Source organism: Pedobacter suwonensis, assembly GCF_007833675.1.
Taxonomy (GTDB): Bacteria; Bacteroidota; Bacteroidia; order Sphingobacteriales; family Sphingobacteriaceae; genus Pedobacter; species Pedobacter suwonensis.
In genome coordinates this window covers 5,029,096-5,050,109 of record NZ_CP031708.1, presented here as the reverse complement: position 1 = coordinate 5,050,109, position 21,014 = coordinate 5,029,096, and the positions used below count along the sequence as shown (strand labels likewise).

Here is a 21,014-nt window from a genome sequence, read left to right as displayed (position 1 = left end):
TTTAAACTTAGTCCTCCGAAATGAATTCTGCGTAATGAATCTTAAAGGAATATTGCCCCGCAAAAATTAATCTTAATAAATTATCAATTAAGGGGTTCTATAATTTAAAAATTTAATTAGATTTGCCGACTTGTTAAAAAACAGCGAAAGACAAATTATTTTAAACAAACAATGCAAGGAAAAGGTTTTATTAAGTTTATAGCGATAGTATTGGCTATCGTTTGTGCGTATGCACTTTCTTTTACTTTGGTGGCATCCAAGGTAGAAAAAGACGCGAAAAACTATGCGAAAGGTGACTTAGCCAAAGAAAAGGCTTACTTAGATTCGATGAGTACCGAAAAAGTTTATCCAGTTGTTGGGTTTACTTATCAAGAGGTAAAAGCGAAAGAGATTAATTTGGGTCTGGACTTGAAAGGCGGAATGAACGTAACGATGGAGATATCGTTAGCAGAGTTGGTTAAATCATTGGCAGGCAACCCTACTGATGCAAATTTCAACAAAGCAATTCAAAACGCGCAGATCAAATTAAATGCCGGTGGTAAAGATTACATCAAAATTTTTGTTGATGAATTCGAAAAATTAAGCCCTGGAGTAAAACTTGCAGATTATTTTTCTAATCAGGATAACGCATCTCAGTTAAAACCTAATGCAAGCAATAATGAAGTTGAATCTTTCTTGGAAAAAGAAGCAACCAGTGCTATCGATCGTTCATTTACTGTTTTACGTTCACGTATTGATGGTTTCGGAGTAGTTAGTCCGAACATGCAAAAACAAGAAGGCAGTAACCGGATCTTAATCGAAATGCCAGGTGTACAAGATAAAGAACGTATTGCTAAACTTTTACAGGGTTCTGCCGAATTACAATTCTGGCAGGTATACCAGGTACAGGAAGTTGCACCATTGTTAGAAAACATTAATAAAATTTTAGCGGCAACATTAAAAACCGATGCTCCGGCAGCTAAAGATACCACCGCTGCTCCTGCCGCTGGCGGTAAATTGGCGGGCCTAGAAAAAGCCGCTGCTAAAGATTCTTCAGCTAAAGGCGGCAAACTTGCCGGCCTGGGCAAAAAAGATTCGAGTGCAGTTAGAGCCGAATTGATAAAATCCAACCCATTGTATGCTGTTCTTAACCTTCCTATTTATCAAGGCGAAAACGGACAACAACAGTTAATGCCGGGCGCAGTTGTAGGTATGTCTTTACAAAAAGATACTGCAAAGGTTAATGCTTACTTAAAACTTCCTGAAGTTGCTGCATCTATTCCATCAACGATGAAATTCATGTGGAGCGTTAAACCTCGGGAAGGCTCGAAAGTTTTTGAATTATATGCCATTAAAATGGTTAGTGCAGATGGTAAACCAGACTTAGGTGGTGAGGCAATCAGCGATTCGCGTGCTGACTTTGACCAAAAAGGCAAACCGGAAGTAACCATGTACATGACCAGCGAAGGTGCTGCAAAATGGAAAAAAATTACTGCTGAAGCTGCAGCTGATCCAAATAACAAAAAATCAATCGCCATTGTATTGGATAACCAGGTTTATTCTGCCCCTACCGTACAAAACGAGATTGCCGGTGGCGTTTCATCAATCACCGGTAACTTTACACAGGCCGATACCAAAGATTTATCAAACATCTTAAAAGCGGGTAAATTACCTGCTCCTGCACGTATTGCTGGTAGCTACATCGTTGGTCCAACATTAGGTGCACAGGCTATTCATGATGGATTAATCTCATTTGTAATTGCCTTTATCGTTATCCTGATCTTCATGGCGTTATACTATCACCGTGCAGGCTGGGTGGCTAACTTTGCCTTGTTAATCAACTTATTCTTCATCATTGGTATCCTGGTATCACTTGGTGCAGTATTAACCTTACCTGGTATTGCCGGTATCGTATTAACCATTGGTTTATCGGTAGATGCAAACATCCTTATTTTTGAACGTGTACGTGAAGAGCTTGCACATGGCAAGAATACTGCTTCAGCAATTCAAGAAGGTTTCAAACATGCGATGCCTTCCATTATCGACTCAAACGTAACCTTGTTTATTTTAGGTGCTATTCTTTATGTTTTCGGTAGCGGTCCGGTTCAGGGTTTTGCCACTACATTATGTATTGGTATCCTATCTTCATTATTTGCAGCTGTAGCCATTTCGAGAGTAGTTTTCGAATCGTTGTTAAACCGCAAAATCGATGTAAGTTTCGATAACAGCCTTACCCGTAATGCATTTAAAAACTTAGCATTCAACTTTGTTGGCCGTCGTAAAATCTATTACATTATCTCTACCATCATCATTGTTGCAGGTATCGGTATGTACTTCAAAAATGGTGGTTTAAACTTAGGTGTTGATTTTAAAGGAGGTAGAACTTATTTAGTTCACTTTGATAAAGCTGTTAATACTGAAGATTTAAAAACAAAGTTAAACCCGGTTTTCGGTAACGAAACGCCAGAGGTGAAAACTGCAGGTGAAGATAGTCAGGTAAAAATCACCACTACTTTCCACATCGAAGATCAGGACATTAAAACGGATAAAGTTGTAGAAGATGCTTTAAATAAAGGATTAGCAGGTTCAAAATATGAAATTGTAAGTTCGCAAAAAGTAACGCCTATCATTGCAAGTGATATTGTAAATGGTGCTTTCTACGCAGTATTGATTTCATGTTTGTTCATGTTTATCTACATTGTCGTGCGATTCAAAAAATGGCAATATGGTTTGGGTGCGGTAATCGCATTATTCCACGACGTTTTAATGGTATTGTCTTTCTATACTATTTTAGATGGTGTGATGCCGTTCTCATTGGAAATTGGTCAGGATTTTATCGCCGCAATTTTAACGGTAATGGGTTACACCATGACAGAAACCGTTGTTGTATTCGACCGTATCCGCGAGAAATTAAAAGAGTCTGGCAAAGAAGATTTACATGGCGAAGCGCGTAACAACTTAATCAACTTCGCGTTGAACAGTACCTTAAGCCGTACCATTTTAACTTCATTAACCGTATTCTTTGTATTATTGGTAATCTTCATTTTCGGTGGCGATAGCATCCGCGGATTTATATTCGCCTTGTTAATTGGCCGTATCATCGGTACGTACTCATCACTATGTATTTCTACTCCTATCGTAATCGATTTAGGTAGTTCTGCAGAGAAGAAATAAGATCAAAATCTTAAAATATACAAGCGCCTCGGGAAATCGGGGCGCTTTTTTTGTGCTAAACCTGATAGGTTTTGAAACCTATCAGGTTTAAAAGATAAAAGTTTCAAAGCTTTTTATTTCTTTCGAAAAGCAAGTCCTGTAATTCTTCGGTTCCGATAGCCCTGCTATGCATTCCAATCTTTTTAATACGCACTGTTATACCGGAGTGCGAAGCACGTGTTTCATCGGTTACAGATGCTTCGTCCCTCAGCATGACAGCAGATTCAGGGCTGTTGCAAATTAAAAAGGATTTCCATTTCTATCAGGTTTAAATCATTTAAGGTGGTGCTAAACACCTGCAAATCCCCCTTCGTCATGGAAACGTTATATATGTGGCAAAAGAATGATTGATACTGCCAAAAAACCTCATTTAATAAACCTTTTAGCTATTTTTTTGTTACGTTAGCATTAGATACAAGGAGATAAAAATGGATTTACAACTTCCTAAAAGCGAGTACCCGAGAGTAGTTATAGTTGGCGGTGGATTTGGTGGTATTGAATTAGCAAAACGTTTAAAGAACAAACCTTTTCAGGTTGTGATGCTTGATAAGCATAATTATCACACGTTCCAACCCCTACTCTATCAGGTAGCTACAGGAGGTTTAGAAGCCGATTCGATCGCGTTCCCGCTAAGAAAGATTTTTAAGGGTCAAAAGAACCTGATTTTTCGCGTAACCAAAGTTACGGAAGTGAATGCAGCAGAAAACTGTTTACAAACTGATATTGGCAGAATTAAATATGATTATCTGGTTATCGCTACAGGTTCTACCAGTAATTTTTTTGGTAATAAAGAGATCGAGACCAATTCAATGCCCATGAAATCTATACCGGAAGCACTGGATTTGAGAAGTTTGATTCTACAGAATTTCGAAAAATCGCTGATCGAAAAAGATCCGGATAAGAAAAATGCACTGTTAAACTTTGTGGTGGTTGGCGGTGGCCCAACAGGCGTTGAAACCTCCGGTGCCATTGCAGAGCTTAAAAGACATGTTATTCCAAACGATTATCCGGAAATGGATTTAAGCAAGGTTAATATATACCTGATTGAAAACTCGCCGGAATTATTGGGTGTAATGTCTCCACAGGCACAGAAAAAAGCTAAAGATTTCCTTACCGATATGGGTGTACAGATTATGAACGAAACCCGGGTATTAGGTTATGACGGACTAAAACTCAGCTTACAGGATAAAGCGCCTATTTTAAGTTCTACGGTAATCTGGAGTGCTGGAGTAAAAGGAGAACTATTGGCCGGTTTAGACCGGGCAGAAGTTGTTCGTGGAGGCCGGTTGAAAACCGACACTCAAAATTTAGTGGTAGGTTATCAAAACGTATATGCCATTGGCGACGTAGCCGCTATTATTGACGAAGAAACACCTAATGGTCACCCGGGAGTTGCGCCGGCAGCCATCCAACAGGGACATCATCTGGCCAAAAACCTGATCAACATTAAAGAAAATAAACCTTTAGAGAAATTCAAATATTTCGATAAAGGCTCAATGGCTACAGTTGGCAGAAACAAAGCAGTTGTTGATATAGGCAAAATCCGCTTTCAAGGGGTATTCGCCTGGTTTACCTGGATGTTTGTCCACTTAATGACTTTGGTAGGCTTCAGAAATAAGATTATTGTTTTTGTTAATTGGGTTTGGAGTTATTTTAGTTATGATCGAGGAACACGTCTGATTATCAGAACCTTTGCAAAGGATAGAAGTGTGGATTACAGAGCCGAAGTACCCTCTGTAAAAGATGAAGTCAAGGTGTTTTAGTATTTAAGAGGAGTTTTGGGTTAAAAATTTTTTCTTCTTTTCTTAATGGAAAACTTTGCGCAATTTGCGGTTAAACCGAAAATATGAGCCAAAACAATTTCAAATTGATTGAATGTCCGCGCGATGCCATGCAGGGATTGCACAATTTCATTCCGACCGAGCTTAAAGTTGAATATTTAAACCTACTGCTTCAGGTCGGTTTTGATACGCTTGATTTTGGAAGTTTTGTTTCTCCCAAAGCCATTCCGCAGATGGCCGACACCGCTGAAGTTTTAGCACAGCTGGATTTAAGCAATACAAATACTAAACTGTTGGCTATTGTAGCGAATTTAAGGGGTGTAGAAGATGCAATAAAGCATGAAGCAGTTGATTACCTCGGATTTCCGTTTTCGATCTCTGAAACCTTTCAACAGCGCAATACCAATTCCAGCATAACGCAATCTTTAAATACGGTTGAAGAAATGCTTTCACTTTGTGCAAAAAACAATAAGAAGGCGGTCATTTATCTATCTATGGGTTTTGGAAATCCTTATGGTGATGAATGGAATTACGGGATTGTAGAACGATGGGCTGATGTATTAGTGGGCAAAGGAGCGGAAATTCTATCGCTTGCTGATACGGTAGGCATTTCCACACCAGAAAAGATAGAAAACATATTACCAGAACTGATTTCAAAATTCAAAAATACCGAGATCGGCATTCATTTACACTCCATTCCCGCCGATCGTTTCGAGAAAATTGAGGCTGCTTATCGTTCAGGCGTAACCCGCATAGATTCTGCATTGAAAGGATTTGGCGGCTGCCCTATGGCTGCCGATGACCTCACCGGAAATATTGCTACGGAAGATGTAATTAGCTACCTGAACTCGAAAGAAGAAATCCTAAACCTCAATATGGATAAATGGAAGGAGGCAATTGCTTTCTCTGGTAAGATATTTGGATAGGTAATTTTTGATCCACCCCATAACAAAAATTCGTCATTGCGAGGCACGAAGCAATCCTACTACTTTGGTTGGGTAGATAAATTGATACGGCTATCACTTTAAGATTGCCAGCCTGTTGCCAGCAGGCTTGGTTGCCAGAAAAAGCATCCTCGAAATGACGGGAACTACGCATCCAATCCATCATATAAATCAATCCAATTTGGATTTTTGGATACAATTAAATCTATTTTCTGTTGTCGGTTTCCCCCTTTTATTCTTTTTTCCTCATTAATAGCCTCTTCAATTCCGAAAAAAAATGCATAATAAACCAATTTATAACATTTATATCTTGAAGTAAAGCTATTTGGAAGCTCGTTATTTTTATGTTGCCATACCCTACCCTGTAAATCAGAAGTTACGCCCGTGTAAAATACGGTATTAAAAGAATTTGCCATGATATATATGCAGCCTCCTCTTTCCATATTAGTTCTGTTTAGTAATTAAGACCTAATGAGTGGTCTAGCGATCGCATTAAGATTGCTTCGTTCCTCGCAATGACGATACAATTTTCAAACTTGCTTCACCATTTTAAAATGTTGTATACCAGCCTCCTCAAATTGATCACCCTCTGCTACAAATCCGAACTTGGCATACAAACTCATGGCATCCAGTTGAGAGTTTAAATAAATATAATGTGCATCTTCCGGCAAATCAGATAAAGCCTCAGCGATCAGTGCCCGGCCTACCCCTTGCCCTCTAAACTCCTTTAAAACAGCAAAACGCTCTAATTTATAACCGTTGTCCGTTTTACGCCACCTACATGCACCACAAGGCTGTCCGTTATTGGTGGCCAGAAAATGTACTGATTCGTCCTCATGCTCCCATTCCAACTCTGGCGGACAATTCTGTTCATCTACAAAAACAATTTTACGGATCGCAAATACTTTATCTAAATCTTCGGGATGGTTAACTTTTTGAACGTGCAGACTCATTATCGTGTTTTTTAAAGTGTTTATTTGACTTTACTTTTATTTCATTCAATTGCTTCGCAACATCTATTGAATGCGAGCAATGAATATCGGCCTCTTTTTTGGCAAGTGTAGCAATCGCAACGTAAAATTTATGCAATTGATCCAATTCTTTTTCGCTCAGGTCTTCAATATCTACCATGCGGTTACTCGCACCTTGTTGCGCGGCAATTAACTCATTCAATTTTAGCTGGATCGCTTTCCCGTCTTTATTCTGCGCTTTCTGGATTAGAAATACCATTAAAAAGGTAATAATTGTTGTTCCGGTATTAATTACCAGTTGCCATGTTTCAGAGTAATTGAATATAGGGCCACTCACCGCCCAAATTACAACAATTGCTGTTGCACTGATAAATGCCGCAGAACTCCCGGTAAACTTGGTTGCCGCGTTAGCAAATTTTTCAAAAAAATTGTTGCTTTTATTATTGCCTTTAGATTTTGCCATCACCATTTGTTTGCTTAAAGATACCATAAAACAAATAAAAGCGCCATAAGTTTTAAACCTATGGCGCTTTCGCTAATGTTGTAATGTTGAAAGATTGAAAAGTTGCACCGTTACAATCTTTTAACGTTTTAAGCTCTTAGAGCTTATCGTTAACGTTGATACAGTTTAAGTCTTCAAAAGCGGTAGTTAAACGCTTAACAAAAGCTTCTTCTCCTTTACGTAACCATACACGTGGATCGTAATATTTTTTGTTTGGCTTATCATCGCCGTCAGGATTACCGATCTGGCCTTGAAGATAACCTTCATTCTTTTTGTAATATTCTAAAATACCTTCCCAGAATGCCCATTGCATATCCGTATCAATATTCATTTTAATTGCACCATAAGAAATGGCTTCCCTGATCTCTTCCTGAGATGAACCAGAACCACCGTGGAATACGAAATTGATTGGTTTCTCGGCTGTTAAGTTGAATTTTTCTTTGATAAAATCCTGAGAGTTTTTCAAAATTACCGGTTGCAATTTTACGTTACCCGGTTTATAAACACCATGTACGTTACCAAAAGCTGCAGCAACCGTAAAACGAGGAGAAACTTTGCTTAACTCTTCGTAAGCATAAGCTACTTCACTAGGCTGTGTATATAATTTCGAGCTGTCTACATCGCTATTATCAACACCATCTTCTTCACCACCTGTTACACCAAGCTCGATTTCGATAGTCATGTTCATTTTAGCCATACGTGCTAAGTATTTAGCAGAAATTTCCATGTTTTCTTCGATAGACTCTTCCGATAAATCTAACATATGAGATGAAAACAAAGGCTTGCCGGTTTCAGCGAAGAATTTTTCACCATGATCCAATAATCCATCAATCCATGGCAACAATTTTTTAGCTGCGTGGTCAGTGTGTAAAACCACAGCAACACCATAATGTTCTGCCAATAAATGTACATGTTTAGCTGCTGATACAGCACCTAGAATGCATGCTTGTAATTTCTCATTATCCAACGATTTACCAGCATAAAACTGGGCACCGCCATTAGATAGTTGAATCATAACAGGCGAATTTACTGCCTTTGCAGTTTCCATTACCGCATTTACCGTATTGGTACCGGTAACATTTACTGCTGGTAAAGCAAACTGATGTTTTTTAGCCTGCTCAAATAATTCCTGAACGGCATCTCCGTAAATTACGCCTTTGTAGCCTTTTAAACTCATTTCTTGTTAATTTTATTAAGTCCGAAGTTATAAAAAAAATTAACATTACCAGCTTTTGTAACAACAGAATTATCTGCCTAAAAGCAAAACAAAGCCCGTTTAGTGTAAAAAACACATTATCCTTAGTGTAAAAAAGACACACCTTTAGAAATAATCAATTCACAAGGAATTTTAACAAACAACCAAAATCCAGTGTACAATGATCAAATGTCAACAATTAATGTTCCGATTTACGAGTTTAATCATTGTGATTTGAATATTGATCATTAATTATTCATCATTGCGATTTGATCATTGGTAATTCTTTATCTTAATTTTATTTTTCGTTTCTTTGCAATCCAATTCTTCAAAAAATTATATGGCTTGGTTTAAGAGAGAAAAAAAAGGTATCATTACTACAACAGAGGAGAAAAAAGAAGCACCGGATGGGTTGTGGAATAAATGTCCGAATTGCAAAAAACCGCTACATCAGGCAGAGCTTCAGGAAAACAAATATGTTTGCCACTATTGCAGCTACCATCTGAGAGTAGGCTCTAAAGAATATTTCGAGGTTTTATTTGATAATAATCAGTTTAAAGAGTTGTTTCCTAACCTTACTTCGGGCGACCCTTTAAATTTTAACGATAACAAACCTTATACCGATAGAATTAAAGAAAGCCAGGCTAAAACAGGCTTAAAAGATGCGATCCGTTCGGCGGTTGGTAAAATTGAGGGAGAAGACATCGTGATTGCCTGCATGGATTTTGCTTTTATTGGCGGTTCAATGGGCTCAGTTGTAGGTGAAAAGATCGCAAGATCGATCGATTATAGCATTAAACATAAAGTTCCGTTCCTCATGATCTCAAAATCAGGTGGTGCACGGATGATGGAAGCTGCATTTTCATTAATGCAAATGGCTAAAACGTCAGCGAAACTGGCTTTGTTAAGTCAGGCAAAAATTCCATATATCTCTTTATTAACCGATCCAACTACTGGCGGTGTAACGGCTTCTTATGCTATGTTGGGCGATATCAATATTGCAGAACCAGGCGCATTAATCGGTTTTGCAGGTCCGCGGGTAATTAAAGAAACCATTAAAAAAGATCTGCCTAAAGGTTTCCAGACTTCAGAATTTGTGTTGGAACATGGCTTCCTGGATTTTATTGTAGATAGAAGGGCCATGAAAGCTAAATTGGGCGCATTTGTAAAAATGATGAACAATTAGTTGGTTCAGTAGTTCATTGGTCATTGGTTTATTGGCCATTAGGTCATTAGTTAATTGGTCCATTAGTCATTGCTTTATTGGTGATTAGTGAAAGTCTCCAATGAATAAATAGACATTATAAAAAAAGCAGGATTTGAATAACTTAGGTTAAATCAGTCCTGCTTTTTGCTTTAAGCACCCGCTACACTCCGGGCTTTTCATGCAATCACATTTATTTAATATGAACTAGTAATTCTTTTGATAATTTTTTCCAGCGAGTGCATTTACTACAAAGGCTTTAAGCCACAAAGGCAAAGCTATTATTTATTTAGATGAACTCAGTTACTTGCCTTACGCGTCAGTATGACTCGATAATAGAACGTGTCTTGCAACATTTCCATTAACATCTCACAAGCCTAACTCATATTTCATAAATTAGCCTCAACACATTAACTCTAACTAATTATGAATAAAAAACTACTGTTTTCTGCACTGTTTCTTTGTGCTTCGACCAGTCTTTTTGCACAAGACCGGAAAGTAATTGATAATATCATTAAAGAAGTAAACGAAAATTCTCAATTGGAGAAACTGGCGCACGAACTTTTGGATGTTGTTGGACCACGATTGGTTGGTTCGCCACAGATGAAACAAGCTAACGACTGGGCGGTAAAAAAATATAGCGACTGGGGCATTTCGGCTAAAAACGAAAAGTGGGGCGAATGGGCCGGTTGGGAACGCGGCATTACACACATTGATTTAGTAAGTCCGAGGGTCCGGACCTTAGAAGGCACACAATTGGCCTGGAGTCCATCAACCAATGGTAAAACCATTAATGCAGAAGCCATTATCCTTCCGGAAATTACAGATTCGGCATCTTTTCAGAAATGGTTACCCAACGTAAAAGGTAAAATTGTTTTAATTTCAATGAACCAAATATCTGGGCGACCAGAAAAAAACTGGGAAGAGTTTGCTACAAAAGATCTTTTTGAAAAATTTAAGAAAGAAAAAGCCAATGCAGCAAAAGCATGGACGGCCAATTTAGCTAAAACAGGTCTTACCGCAAGAACACTTCCTGTAGCTTTAGAAAATGCTGGTGCGGTGGCTGTGGTCATCAATAACTGGTCGCAGGGCTTCGGTGTAGACAAGATTTTTGGCGCCAATACCACTAAGGTGCCAACATTAAATTTATCTGTCGAAGATTACGGTTTGGTATATCGTTTGGCTTTAAATGGCAACAAACCGATGCTTAAAATTGAATCAGAATCAAAAAAACTGGGAACTGTACCAACCTTTAATACCATAGCGGAGTTAAAGGGCAAGCAAAAACCAAATGAATATGTGATGCTCTCGGCACATTTCGATTCGTGGGATGGTGCGAGCGGCGCAACAGACAATGGTTCGGGTACCATTTTAATGATGGAAGCCATGCGCATTTTAAAGAAATTTTACCCCAACCCAAAACGCACCATTTTAGTGGGGCATTGGGGTAGCGAAGAGCAAGGATTAAATGGTTCGAGGGCATTTGTAGAAGATCATCCGGAAATCGTGAACAACCTGCAGGCGCTGTTTAACCAGGATAACGGTACGGGCCGTGTGGTTAACATTGGCGGACAGGGTTTTGCAAAATCAAAAGAGTACATTACCCGTTGGTTGGCAGCCGTACCAGATACCATTAAAAACCAGATCAAAACCAGTTTTCCGGGGACACCGGGCGCAGGAGGATCGGATTTTGCATCGTTTGTTGCTGCCGGGGCATTAGGTTATTCTTTAAGTTCTACCAGCTGGGATTATGGCACTTATACCTGGCACACCAACCGCGATAGTTATGATAAACTGGTTTTCGACGAAATCAGAAGTAACGTAATTCTGGCCGCCATCATGGTTTATATGGCTTGTGAAGATCCTGAGAAAACCTCAACCGAAAAAGCAACCGATTTACCTGTAAATGAGCGTACCGGAAAACCAGCAACCTGGCCGGTACAAACAAAATCAAACAGAAAAGGCGGTTTGTAGCGAAAGAATTTTACTATAATTTAAACGAGCATTTGGAAACAGATGCTCGTTTAAATTATATTCATACTTATTAACGCAATACAAAATGACTAACGCCTACTTACTATTCACGATTTCCTTTCTTATTGGATTAATCTGCATTACCTTAATTGCAACTTTGGGGGCATGGACCTCCAGGAAATTTGATTTTAAATACACCTATTTAGGTATGTTATCTTTTGCAATATACATTGGCATAGGCTATTTCCTATCTAGTTGGCATTTCGAAGTAATAATTGTTTTAGCTTTATGCGCACTTTTAGGCTTATACGACAGTACAGTAGGCCTAAAACTATCAATTAGATTTAAGGCTAATTCAGAAAATATCGATCTCATTAAATTTAGCAATAGGCTCGTGATAGCCATGATATCGGTAGCAATTGTTTTAGGCTCATTTGGATGCTGTATATATAGATTTTCGACATTTTTATCTTAGCAAGTTTTAAACACAACCCCTCTCTATCAACTAACAACCCGCTGCTCCAAACTTACTTTTACTCCTCTTTTTTCTGAAATTTATAGAATAGATACCCCAGAAAAGGCAAAATTAAAACACTACCTAACAATAAAGCTAAACCCAAACTATAAATTGTTTTGTCCGGTCCCGCAGTTTCGAGTAACGAAATCGAATCTCCGCTTTTTAAACGGATAAAATTTGGAAAGTGGGCATAACTTATCGCCAACAGGATCATCGTTACCTGAAAGCCCGCTAAAATGCGTAAAACCTTAGTCTTTCCTTTAATTAACAGGTACCATAAAAGCATAAGCGATAAACTGGCTAAAATAATGGCTGATAAACCTACATGGCTTTTAAAAACCCAATCAATCAGTGGAATTTTATCCCGTTGCGCAGCAACAAATACCATTGCACCAAAAACAACTGCTGCCACATTCATAAACATTGCCTTTTTTATAAACCGACGTTTATCATGGGTTTCTGTTGTTTCGCCGATGAGATAAATGGCCGCAAGGAAACCGCAAAGTGAAACCGTAAAGAAACCCACAGCAACAGAAAACCAGTTTAACCAGCCTGAAATATAGGCTGTATAAAAATCGGTGGCCTGCGCATCAATATGTCCTGAAATTAAACTTCCTGCAATGATGCCCAGAAATAAAGCGGTTATAAAGCTCGAATACCGAAATATCCGGTTGTATAACCATTGCATATCATCTTTTACAGCATCATAATGGCGAAATACAAAAGCGGTACCACGGGCTATAATTCCGATGAGCATAATGGCCAATGGTATATGCAGGTAAACCGACATGGTGGTGTAAATAAACGGAAAACCAACAAACAGGATTACAATCGCAATAATCAGCCACATGTGGTTAGCCTCCCATACCGGACCAATGGCATGATACATGGTTTTACGTGTTCGGCTCCTATTTTTTGTTGAGGTAAAGAGTTCTATGATTCCTGCACCGAAATCGGCTCCACCCAATAAAAAGTAAAGCAGAATGGCCATGCATAAAAATGTGATTACTACTTCTTTCATATTCAATATGATTACACCGGTATTTTGATTACAATGATTAATGAGATTTGCTTCGTGTTGTTCATACTTAGCTATGCAAATGAGTATTGGATTCGACTTTATCATATAACACAGGTACCATTTTAATCTGCCGGTAAAGCAAAAACGTTACTATTATGCTTAACGACAGGTAAATGGCGGTGAAGACATAAAAGGAATACGCAATACCGGGCATTGGGGTAACCGCATCCCTGGTACGCATAATACCATAAATAATCCACGGTTGACGCCCTACCTCTGTAACTACCCAACCAGCCTCTAAAGCAAGGTAACCAAGCGGAATAGCCAAAACAAATAGTTTTAAAAGCCATCGTTTTTCTATTAAAGGCTTCTTTTTGAGCAGGGTAAAAAAATAGGTTAAAGATATAAAGAGCAATAATGTCCCAATCCCCACCATGATCTGAAAAGCATAATGGGTAATGGCTACCGGTGGGTGCTCGTTTTCAGGAATCTGATCCAGCCCTTTAACTTCAGCTTTAAAATTGCCATGTGCCAGAAAACTCAATGCCCCCGGAATTTTGATTGCGCCTGTTACCGATTTATCTTTTTCATTTACGATACCACCAATCAATAGCGGCGCTGGCTTTTCGGTTTTGTACAATGCTTCCATCGCCGCCAGTTTTGCCGGTTGGCGTTTGGCGACGTCTTTCGCAGAAATATCGCCACTCAGGGGCTGTAACAATGCCGCAATACAGGCAAATACGGCCGCTATTTTAAAAGCTTTTAAATGAAAATAGGTATTTCTGTCCCTTAAAATCATTAATGCATGTACGCCTGCCACAGCAAAACCAGTTGCTGTAAATGCGGCTAAACACATGTGCAGCGCCTGAGTAAACCAGGCTTTATTGAACATGGCCTGGATAGGATCGATATTAAGGTATTGTCCGTTTACAAAATCAAATCCTGCCGGACTATTCATCCAGGCGTTGGCGGCAACCACCAATATACCCGAGGCCAAACCGCTTACCCCTACCACCATTCCTGTAAACCAATGAAACCACTTATTTAACTTATTCCAGCCATAAAGAAAAAAACCGAGTGCTATCGCTTCAATAAAAAAGGCGGTTCCTTCAAGCGAAAAAGGCATTCCGAATATTGGCCCGGCATGATCCATAAATTTGGGCCATAACAGGCCCAGTTCAAATGACAACATGGTACCGGATACCGCGCCAGTTGCGAAGAATATGGCTACCCCTTTACTCCAGGCTTTAGTCAGGTTTTTATACACCTCATCGTTCGTTTTAAGCCATTTGTAATGCGATACGGCCATAAAGAAAGGCATCACCATACCAATACAGGAAAAAATAATGTGGAAGCCTAGTGACAAGGCCATTTGCGAGCGGGCTGCGATAAAATCATCCATGGGCTGTAGATTTTGTATGGTAACAAATATAGTCGTTAATGATTAAAGCCTATGGTCATTCAATGATGTTGAAAGGATTATTTAAAATATAGAACGTTTATAAATTGAAAAAAGATTTGGAGGGCTGTCGTAAAGGAACCATATTTTTTTTTGCCACAGATGAGTACAGGCAGATATCGTTTCGAACGGAGTGCAACGCAGTCGAGAACCCGAAGGCTCAGCGAAGCTAAATCTGTCAAGACAGATCTCTCTCCCGAATATTCGGGACTGCGCTTCAGTCGAGGACGAGTTTTCTTATGCAATATGAGGTTAGGCTCCCTTCAATTCATCATAAGCAGCGGTTAAGCTCCTTTCAATGCCTTCTCCTTTCCATTCGGGTGCATTTGGGATGGTAGTGGTTTTTAAAATATCTTCTTTGCTTTTACCTGCTTTAATTTCGCCGCCTACATAGGTTAAAAGGTTTTGGAGGTAATTTTGAAAAGCTTTAACATCAGTTTTACTTCCGGTTACTTTTTCCGGATCAAGACTATGTCCCCAGATAAACAAGGTATCACTATCAAACTGATTCTGAATCTTATCCAAAGCAGTGATCCAGTTACCGATGTGGGCACCATTTTCACGATCAATATATGGAAATTTACGGTTGAATACCAGATCGCCTACATGCACGATATTGGCGTTTTCGAAATGATAAACGGCATCACCATTGGTGTGACCAGAGCCATAGTAATAAGCCTTTATATTTTCGTCGCCTACTTTAGCGCTCCATCTTGTACCAAAAGTGCTATCAGGCAAAAGCTGTTTATCTAAATTATTGGCTTTCTCTGCTCCTCTTTTTTGGTTGACCAATGAATTTTGGTGAGCCACGACTTTTTCTGCCAATCCTTTAAAAGAAATATTCCCTGCGGTATGATCACCGTGGTGGTGTGTATTGATCAGGTATTTAAAAGGTTTTTCGCCTAACTTTTTCAATTCATCAATCACATGCGGTGCCGTAGTTGGGAATTGCGCATCCACTACTACAAAACCGCTGCTTGAATTTAACCAGCCAATGGTCCCACCCTGCTCGGTAAATATACCAACATTATTACGGAGCGGCTTAAAATCATAAGCGCGCAATAACTCTTGCTGAGCAAAAACATCGGTTTTATATACTGATAGCAAGGCCATAGCAAGTGCTGAATTTTTAATAAAGTTTCTTCTTTCCATTTTCGGGATGATGCTAAAAAACCACAGCAAATGCTGTGGTTTAAATTTAATGATTTACATGCCAAAATAGCAAATTATATACCTGCACCTGGCGTAGTACCCGGTTCATGCCCGGGACCGAATGAATTATTCTTCCTGTCTTTATCTTTGTTAAACAGATTGGTGGTTACTTTTGATGATTTATTCTCATCTAAAGTTCTATCTTCTTTAATATCTTCTACAGTTTTATCCAGTAAATCGTTCTCAACAACTTTACCTTGTTCTTTATTCGTTTCCATAGTAATTGTAAATTGATGTACTATAGGAACAAGCAAAAAATGAGATTGTTTTTATTAATCCTCGCGGGAATGGGATTTGATCGATATTATTGTTGGTGAGCCATGAATAAGATACTTGATTTCTATAAAATGCTATTAATAACTGTGGTCATCCCGACTGAAACGCAGTGAAATGGAGAGACTTGTCTATGCAGATTTAGCTGCGCTAACACTCCGTGGCTCTCGGCTCCGTTGCACTCCGCTCGAAATGACTGTTAGGCGTAGAACTTTACTACCTCATACAACGTCTCCTGTTACGTTTTACAACATTGCCCCGGGCAATTTCCCTAACTCATGAATGCAACCGAATGAATGAAACTTCCTTTTATGGATTTTATTAAAATGGTTTGAGGACTCAAATGAAAACGGACTGAAGATAAACCTGTAAATGTGTTTTCTTTCTTCATTTGATTTTTCTTCCAATTTAGCGTTTTCCTGATTTTGAGTGTTGTGGTTCGTTTCCATGTTGACATAAATTTATTGAAAACCTTGCAGGCTTTCAGGGTTAACAATTTTAATAATGACTAAAAGCTTTTTTAAAATTTGCTTAACCTTATACCATGGGAATCTGATAAGGTTTCTTGCCGCAACAACAGGTTAAATGGCGTGGATTGCCATACGTTCGATAAATATAAGTTTATTTTTCGGGTTTTGCAAGTTACTTTTTGTGCGCAGAAGTATTTAACCTTAGTTTTTCCTAAATCATTTTTTTTGGAAAGCAATGGCAGTACTACTTAGCTCAATACAGTCCTGCTCTCCACTTTACTACGCCGTGCTACGTGTTCGTTCTGATCAGGTTTAGATGGCACGGCCAGGAATACTATTTGGGGTTGCTGGGCGCAAAGAATTTGTCTATCAGAACAAATATCTCTGCAACATACAACCTTCAATAGCAGCAGCGGCTTAACGGAGCTAAACCTGATTGAAGCGGATACCGGCCCAGGCGCATAAGGCCTGCAGGCGTATGAGCGTAAAGCAGGACGAACATTAAAATGGAATACTGCACATGTTTTACAGTAGCTAGTGATTCAATATTACACTATTTATACCAAACCATTGTATTTATAATAGCCTTGTTTTTTAAGAAAAGCAATGGCAGTACTACTTAGCTCAATACAGTCCTGCTATCCACTTTACTCCGCTGTGCTACGTGTTCGTTCCGATCAGGTTTAGATGTCACGGCCAGGAATACTACCTGGGTTGCTTTCAATGTTTGGTGACTCACAAACACAATATGAAACTCAACAAATGAGAATCAAACAATTTATTATTATCTTGATAAAAATATAATCACATGAATTCCGATATTTTTAAAGATAGAAGAAAATCATTCATTGACTATAATGAAACTTACTTTTGGACTTGCACGATTAAGGATTGGTTGAACTTGCTAGAACCACTAAATTACAAGCAATTAGTTTTAAATTCTTTAAGAAAACTTGTTATAAATAATTTTATAGAGGTGTATGGCTTTGTAATTATGCCAAACCATATCCATTTGATTTTAAAAATTTTAAAACCAAACGGTAAAGAAAAACCGAATGTCAGTTTTTTGAAGGATACTTCCCATGAATTAAGAAAAGACCTTAGGATCAACAATCCTAATTTTTTAAGACTTTTCGAGGTAACGGAATCTGATCGTAAATATCGGATATGGCAACGTGATCCCCTTGCAATCAATATGTTCGATCTCAATATATTGGAGCAAAAGCTAAATTATATCCATCATAACCCATTACAAGCGAGATGGCGTTTGGCGCAAAACACTGAAGATTATTATTGGTCTTCTTCAAGGTTTTACAAAACTGGCGTAGATGATTTTAATATACTAACCGATTACAGAGATATATTCTAATCTCTATATTTATTGGCCCACTAAACACGAATATTTTATGGTTGGTGAACCACCAACCTTTGAAATGTGATAAATATTGTGGCTGGTGCGTCACCAGCCAGGGAATAGTATTTTAAGCTAAAGCATTCTGCTTCACTACCATTTTAACTTTTTCGATTACGTAATCCAAATCTTCTTTAGTGGTGTATTTACTGAATGAAAAACGTACTGAAGGACGGTTTGGATCGGCCTTTATACCATTTAGCACATGTGAGCCTATATTTGAACCCGATGAACAGGCACTACCCCCGGAAGCGCAGATCCCGTTGATATCCAAATTGAACAATAACATATCGGCCATATCCATTTCAGGGAACGAAACGTTCAGCACGGTATAAAGACTTTTATCGGCATCCGTTTCTCCATTAAAAGCAATCCCCGGGATTTCGGCAATTAGTTGTGTTTTCAGATAATCTTTTAAGCCCTGAATATAAGATTGATGCTCATCCATCTCTGCATAGGCAATTTCCAAGGCCTTCGCTAAGCCTACAATGCCATATACATTTTCGGTACCACCACGCATATTGCGCTCTTGTGCGCCACCATAAATCATAGGCGGAATTTTAATATTGCTATTTACATATAAAAAGCCAACACCTTTAGGTCCGTGGAGTTTATGCGCAGCGCATACGATAAAATGCGCTTTAAGTTCGCGTACATTATGTGGATAGTGCCCCATGGTTTGAACGGTATCGGCATGGTAAATGGCATTGTATTTTTCGCAGATATCGCCAACTTTCACCATATCCGTTAGCGTGCCTAACTCATTATTGGCATGCATTAACGAAACGAAAGTACGTTCGTTATTTTGAAGCAATTCTTCTAAATGGTTGTAATCTATATTGCCTTTCTCATCGATATTGACGAAACTTAACTTATCAATTTCGCCATTTTTGAGCATTGTATTTAAAGTATGCTCAACGGCGTGGTGTTCTATTTTTGAAGTGATGGCATGTTTAATACCATAGGCTGAAATGCCGCAGCGGATAGCGGTATTATCTGCCTCTGTACCACCGGATGTAAAAAATATTTCAGATGGAGACGCATTTAAAAGACCGGCAACAGTTTTACGGGCCTTCTCAACCAATGTTCTCACCTCGCGGCCAAGTGCATGAATGGCAGACGGATTACCAAAATAGTTTTCCATCACGTTTGTCATCTCCGCGATTACCGCCTGATCTAATGGCGTTGTGGCCGCATTATCTAAATAGACCCTTTTCATTTTATGAATATTTAAAAAGTTAGTGTTGCAAAGCTGCCTGGTTAAGGTCCGCCCTGTTTAAATGTTCAGGATTTAATCGTTTTATTGAATCCTGAACAGGTATGCCTGATCCCAGAATCCGTATTAGAGATTAAAGGTGTAATATTTCTTTAATATCAGAAATAATTTTGTTTGCCAAATTTTCGGCAATGGTTTCATTTTCTGCCTCACTATAAATCCTGATGATCGGTTCGGTATTAGAGCGGCGCAAATGTACCCAAGTTTTATCAAATTCGATCTTCAAACCATCAATTGTGCTGTAAGGTTGATTTTTATACTTCTCTTCTACCTGCTTTAATAAATAATCGATATCCATTTCAGGTGTAAGGGTAATCTTATTTTTAGAGATATGGTATTGCGGATAGCTGGCCCTGAGTACCGAAATAGATTTACCAAATTTAGCTAAATGTGTTAAAAACAAAGCAATTCCCACCAAGGCATCCCTCCCATAGTGCGATTCGGGATAAATAATCCCTCCGTTTCCTTCACCACCAATAATGGCTTGAGTAGCTTTCATTTTGTTAACCACGTTTACCTCACCTACCGCTGAAGCATGATAGGATGATCCTGCTTTTTCGGTTACATCGCGTAAGGCACGGGTTGATGAAAGATTTGAAACGGTATTTCCAGGCGTATTTTTTAATACATAATCAGCTACGGCTACCAAGGTATACTCTTCGCCAAACATGCTGCCGTCTTCATTCACAAAACATAACCGATCAACATCAGGATCTACTACAATGCCTAAATCAGCATGCTGTTTCTGTACTTCTTTCGATATTTCAGTTAAATTTTCTGGTAAAGGTTCAGGATTGTGCGGGAAGTGTCCGTCTGGCGTGCAGTACAATTCTACCACCTTACTTACGCCCAGGGCTTTTAATAACGCCGGGATAAAAATACCGCCTGTAGAATTTACACAATCGATTACCACTTTAAAATCAGCCTTTTTTATTGCTTCAACATCAACCAATGGCAAAGCCAAAACTTTATCGATGTGTTTTTGCAGGTAAGTATCATTTTTGATCACTTTCCCTAGCTTATCTACCTCGGCAAAATCAAAATCAGCACTTTCTGCTAAATCTAAAACTTCTTTTCCATCAGCATCGCTAATAAACTCCCCACTGTCATTTAATAATTTCAGGGCATTCCATTGCTTAGGGTTATGGCTAGCAGTTAAAATAATCCCACCTCCTGCATTTTCATCAGGAACGGCCACCTCAACAGTTGGTGTGGTTGATAAGCCCAAATCTATTACTTCAATACCAAGGCCTTGCAAGGTTCCAATAACCAGGTTGTTGACCATCTCGCCGGAGATCCTTGCATCGCGGCCTAAAACAATCCTTTTATTGCCGGTTTTATTTACCACCCAGCTACCAAAGGCAGCTGTAAATTTTACAATATCAAATGGAGTTAAGCCCGCTCCTGCCCTTCCGCCAATGGTTCCCCGTATTCCTGAAATCGATTTTATTAGAGTCACTTCTTATAATTTATTAGAGGCTCCAAAAATAAGAAAAAAAACAAGATAGCTACTATTTAAACCTGGCTATATACCTGAATTTATGTAGTCCTTATGTCTACCTACGCGGTCAATTTAATAGAGCAGTGTAGCGCGTCACAATAAAATGTTGTG

16 protein-coding genes are annotated in these 21,014 nt (G+C 38.9%); 6 read left to right on the top strand and 10 right to left on the bottom strand.

The window, feature by feature from the left end; genetic code table 11:
- Positions 1 to 171 precede the first annotated feature (171 nt).
- The 3 genes from secDF (at position 172) to DV942_RS20750 (ending at position 5,899) form a co-directional block, all read left to right on the top strand.
- Positions 172 to 3,153 carry a protein translocase subunit SecDF gene (gene secDF / locus DV942_RS20760; protein WP_090987513.1) on the top strand — a complete coding sequence of 994 codons (2,982 nt, stop codon included), beginning with the start codon at positions 172 to 174 and terminating at the stop codon, positions 3,151 to 3,153.
- Positions 3,154 to 3,620: 467 nt separating this feature from the next.
- A complete protein-coding gene (locus DV942_RS20755; RefSeq protein WP_145860691.1) occupies positions 3,621 to 4,955 on the top strand; it encodes an NAD(P)/FAD-dependent oxidoreductase in 1,335 nt (444 codons plus the stop codon).
- Between the two features lie 83 nt (positions 4,956 to 5,038).
- Positions 5,039 to 5,899, top strand: a complete 861-nt coding sequence (locus DV942_RS20750) for a hydroxymethylglutaryl-CoA lyase (RefSeq protein WP_145860689.1) — start codon at positions 5,039 to 5,041, stop codon at positions 5,897 to 5,899.
- 164 nt (positions 5,900 to 6,063) lie between these two features.
- On the opposite strand, the gene DV942_RS20745 is transcribed toward DV942_RS20750, so the two are convergent.
- The 4 genes from DV942_RS20745 to fbaA all read right to left on the bottom strand — a co-directional run bounded on the left by DV942_RS20745 (position 6,064) and on the right by fbaA (position 8,567).
- On the bottom strand, positions 6,064 to 6,360 hold the full coding sequence (locus DV942_RS20745) for a GIY-YIG nuclease family protein (protein WP_145860687.1): 297 nt from the start codon (positions 6,358 to 6,360) through the stop codon (positions 6,064 to 6,066).
- An 87-nt stretch (positions 6,361 to 6,447) separates the two neighbouring features.
- Positions 6,448 to 6,870: a GNAT family N-acetyltransferase gene (locus DV942_RS20740; protein ID WP_145860685.1), complete on the bottom strand. Its 423-nt coding sequence runs from the start codon at positions 6,868 to 6,870 to the stop codon at positions 6,448 to 6,450.
- Positions 6,845 to 7,351 carry a low affinity iron permease family protein gene (locus DV942_RS20735; RefSeq protein ID WP_145860683.1) on the bottom strand — a complete coding sequence of 169 codons (507 nt, stop codon included), beginning with the start codon at positions 7,349 to 7,351 and terminating at the stop codon, positions 6,845 to 6,847. Before DV942_RS20735 ends, DV942_RS20740 begins: the two co-directional genes overlap by 26 nt.
- Before the next feature lie 136 nt (positions 7,352 to 7,487).
- Positions 7,488 to 8,567 (bottom strand): class II fructose-bisphosphate aldolase, encoded by a 1,080-nt coding sequence (fbaA, locus tag DV942_RS20730; RefSeq protein WP_090987523.1) that lies wholly within the window; start codon positions 8,565 to 8,567, stop codon positions 7,488 to 7,490.
- Positions 8,568 to 8,925: 358 nt separating this feature from the next.
- Between fbaA and accD the strand changes: the two genes are divergently transcribed.
- Entirely contained in the window at positions 8,926 to 9,771 is an 846-nt protein-coding gene (gene accD, locus DV942_RS20725) for an acetyl-CoA carboxylase, carboxyltransferase subunit beta (RefSeq protein ID WP_090987525.1), read from the top strand.
- Positions 9,772 to 10,215: 444 nt separating this feature from the next.
- Positions 10,216 to 11,763, top strand: a complete 1,548-nt coding sequence (locus DV942_RS20720) for a M20/M25/M40 family metallo-hydrolase (protein WP_145860681.1) — start codon at positions 10,216 to 10,218, stop codon at positions 11,761 to 11,763.
- Between the two features lie 533 nt (positions 11,764 to 12,296).
- On the opposite strand, the gene DV942_RS20715 is transcribed toward DV942_RS20720, so the two are convergent.
- The 4 genes from DV942_RS20715 to DV942_RS20700 all read right to left on the bottom strand — a co-directional run bounded on the left by DV942_RS20715 (position 12,297) and on the right by DV942_RS20700 (position 16,190).
- Entirely contained in the window at positions 12,297 to 13,301 is a 1,005-nt protein-coding gene (locus DV942_RS20715; protein WP_145860679.1) for a cytochrome d ubiquinol oxidase subunit II, read from the bottom strand.
- A 67-nt stretch (positions 13,302 to 13,368) separates the two neighbouring features.
- Positions 13,369 to 14,703, bottom strand: coding sequence for a cytochrome ubiquinol oxidase subunit I (locus tag DV942_RS20710; protein ID WP_145860677.1), 1,335 nt, complete (start codon positions 14,701 to 14,703; stop codon positions 13,369 to 13,371).
- 309 nt (positions 14,704 to 15,012) lie between these two features.
- Positions 15,013 to 15,912, bottom strand: coding sequence for an MBL fold metallo-hydrolase (locus DV942_RS20705; RefSeq protein ID WP_145860675.1), 900 nt, complete (start codon positions 15,910 to 15,912; stop codon positions 15,013 to 15,015).
- 74 nt (positions 15,913 to 15,986) lie between these two features.
- A complete protein-coding gene (locus tag DV942_RS20700; RefSeq protein ID WP_090987535.1) occupies positions 15,987 to 16,190 on the bottom strand; it encodes a hypothetical protein in 204 nt (67 codons plus the stop codon).
- Between the two features lie 1,333 nt (positions 16,191 to 17,523).
- Between DV942_RS20700 and DV942_RS20695 the strand changes: the two genes are divergently transcribed.
- The gene (locus tag DV942_RS20695) at positions 17,524 to 18,084 is read left to right on the top strand and encodes a transposase (RefSeq protein WP_244950763.1); all 561 of its coding nucleotides are present in this window, start codon (positions 17,524 to 17,526) and stop codon (positions 18,082 to 18,084) included.
- Positions 18,085 to 18,196: 112 nt separating this feature from the next.
- Here DV942_RS20695 and DV942_RS20690 read toward each other — a convergent pair whose 3' ends face one another.
- Both DV942_RS20690 and glmM read right to left on the bottom strand, forming a co-directional pair.
- Positions 18,197 to 19,345 carry a cysteine desulfurase family protein gene (locus DV942_RS20690; RefSeq protein ID WP_090987539.1) on the bottom strand — a complete coding sequence of 383 codons (1,149 nt, stop codon included), beginning with the start codon at positions 19,343 to 19,345 and terminating at the stop codon, positions 18,197 to 18,199.
- Between the two features lie 130 nt (positions 19,346 to 19,475).
- Positions 19,476 to 20,861, bottom strand: coding sequence for a phosphoglucosamine mutase (gene glmM, locus DV942_RS20685; protein ID WP_145860673.1), 1,386 nt, complete (start codon positions 20,859 to 20,861; stop codon positions 19,476 to 19,478).
- Positions 20,862 to 21,014 lie beyond the last annotated feature (153 nt).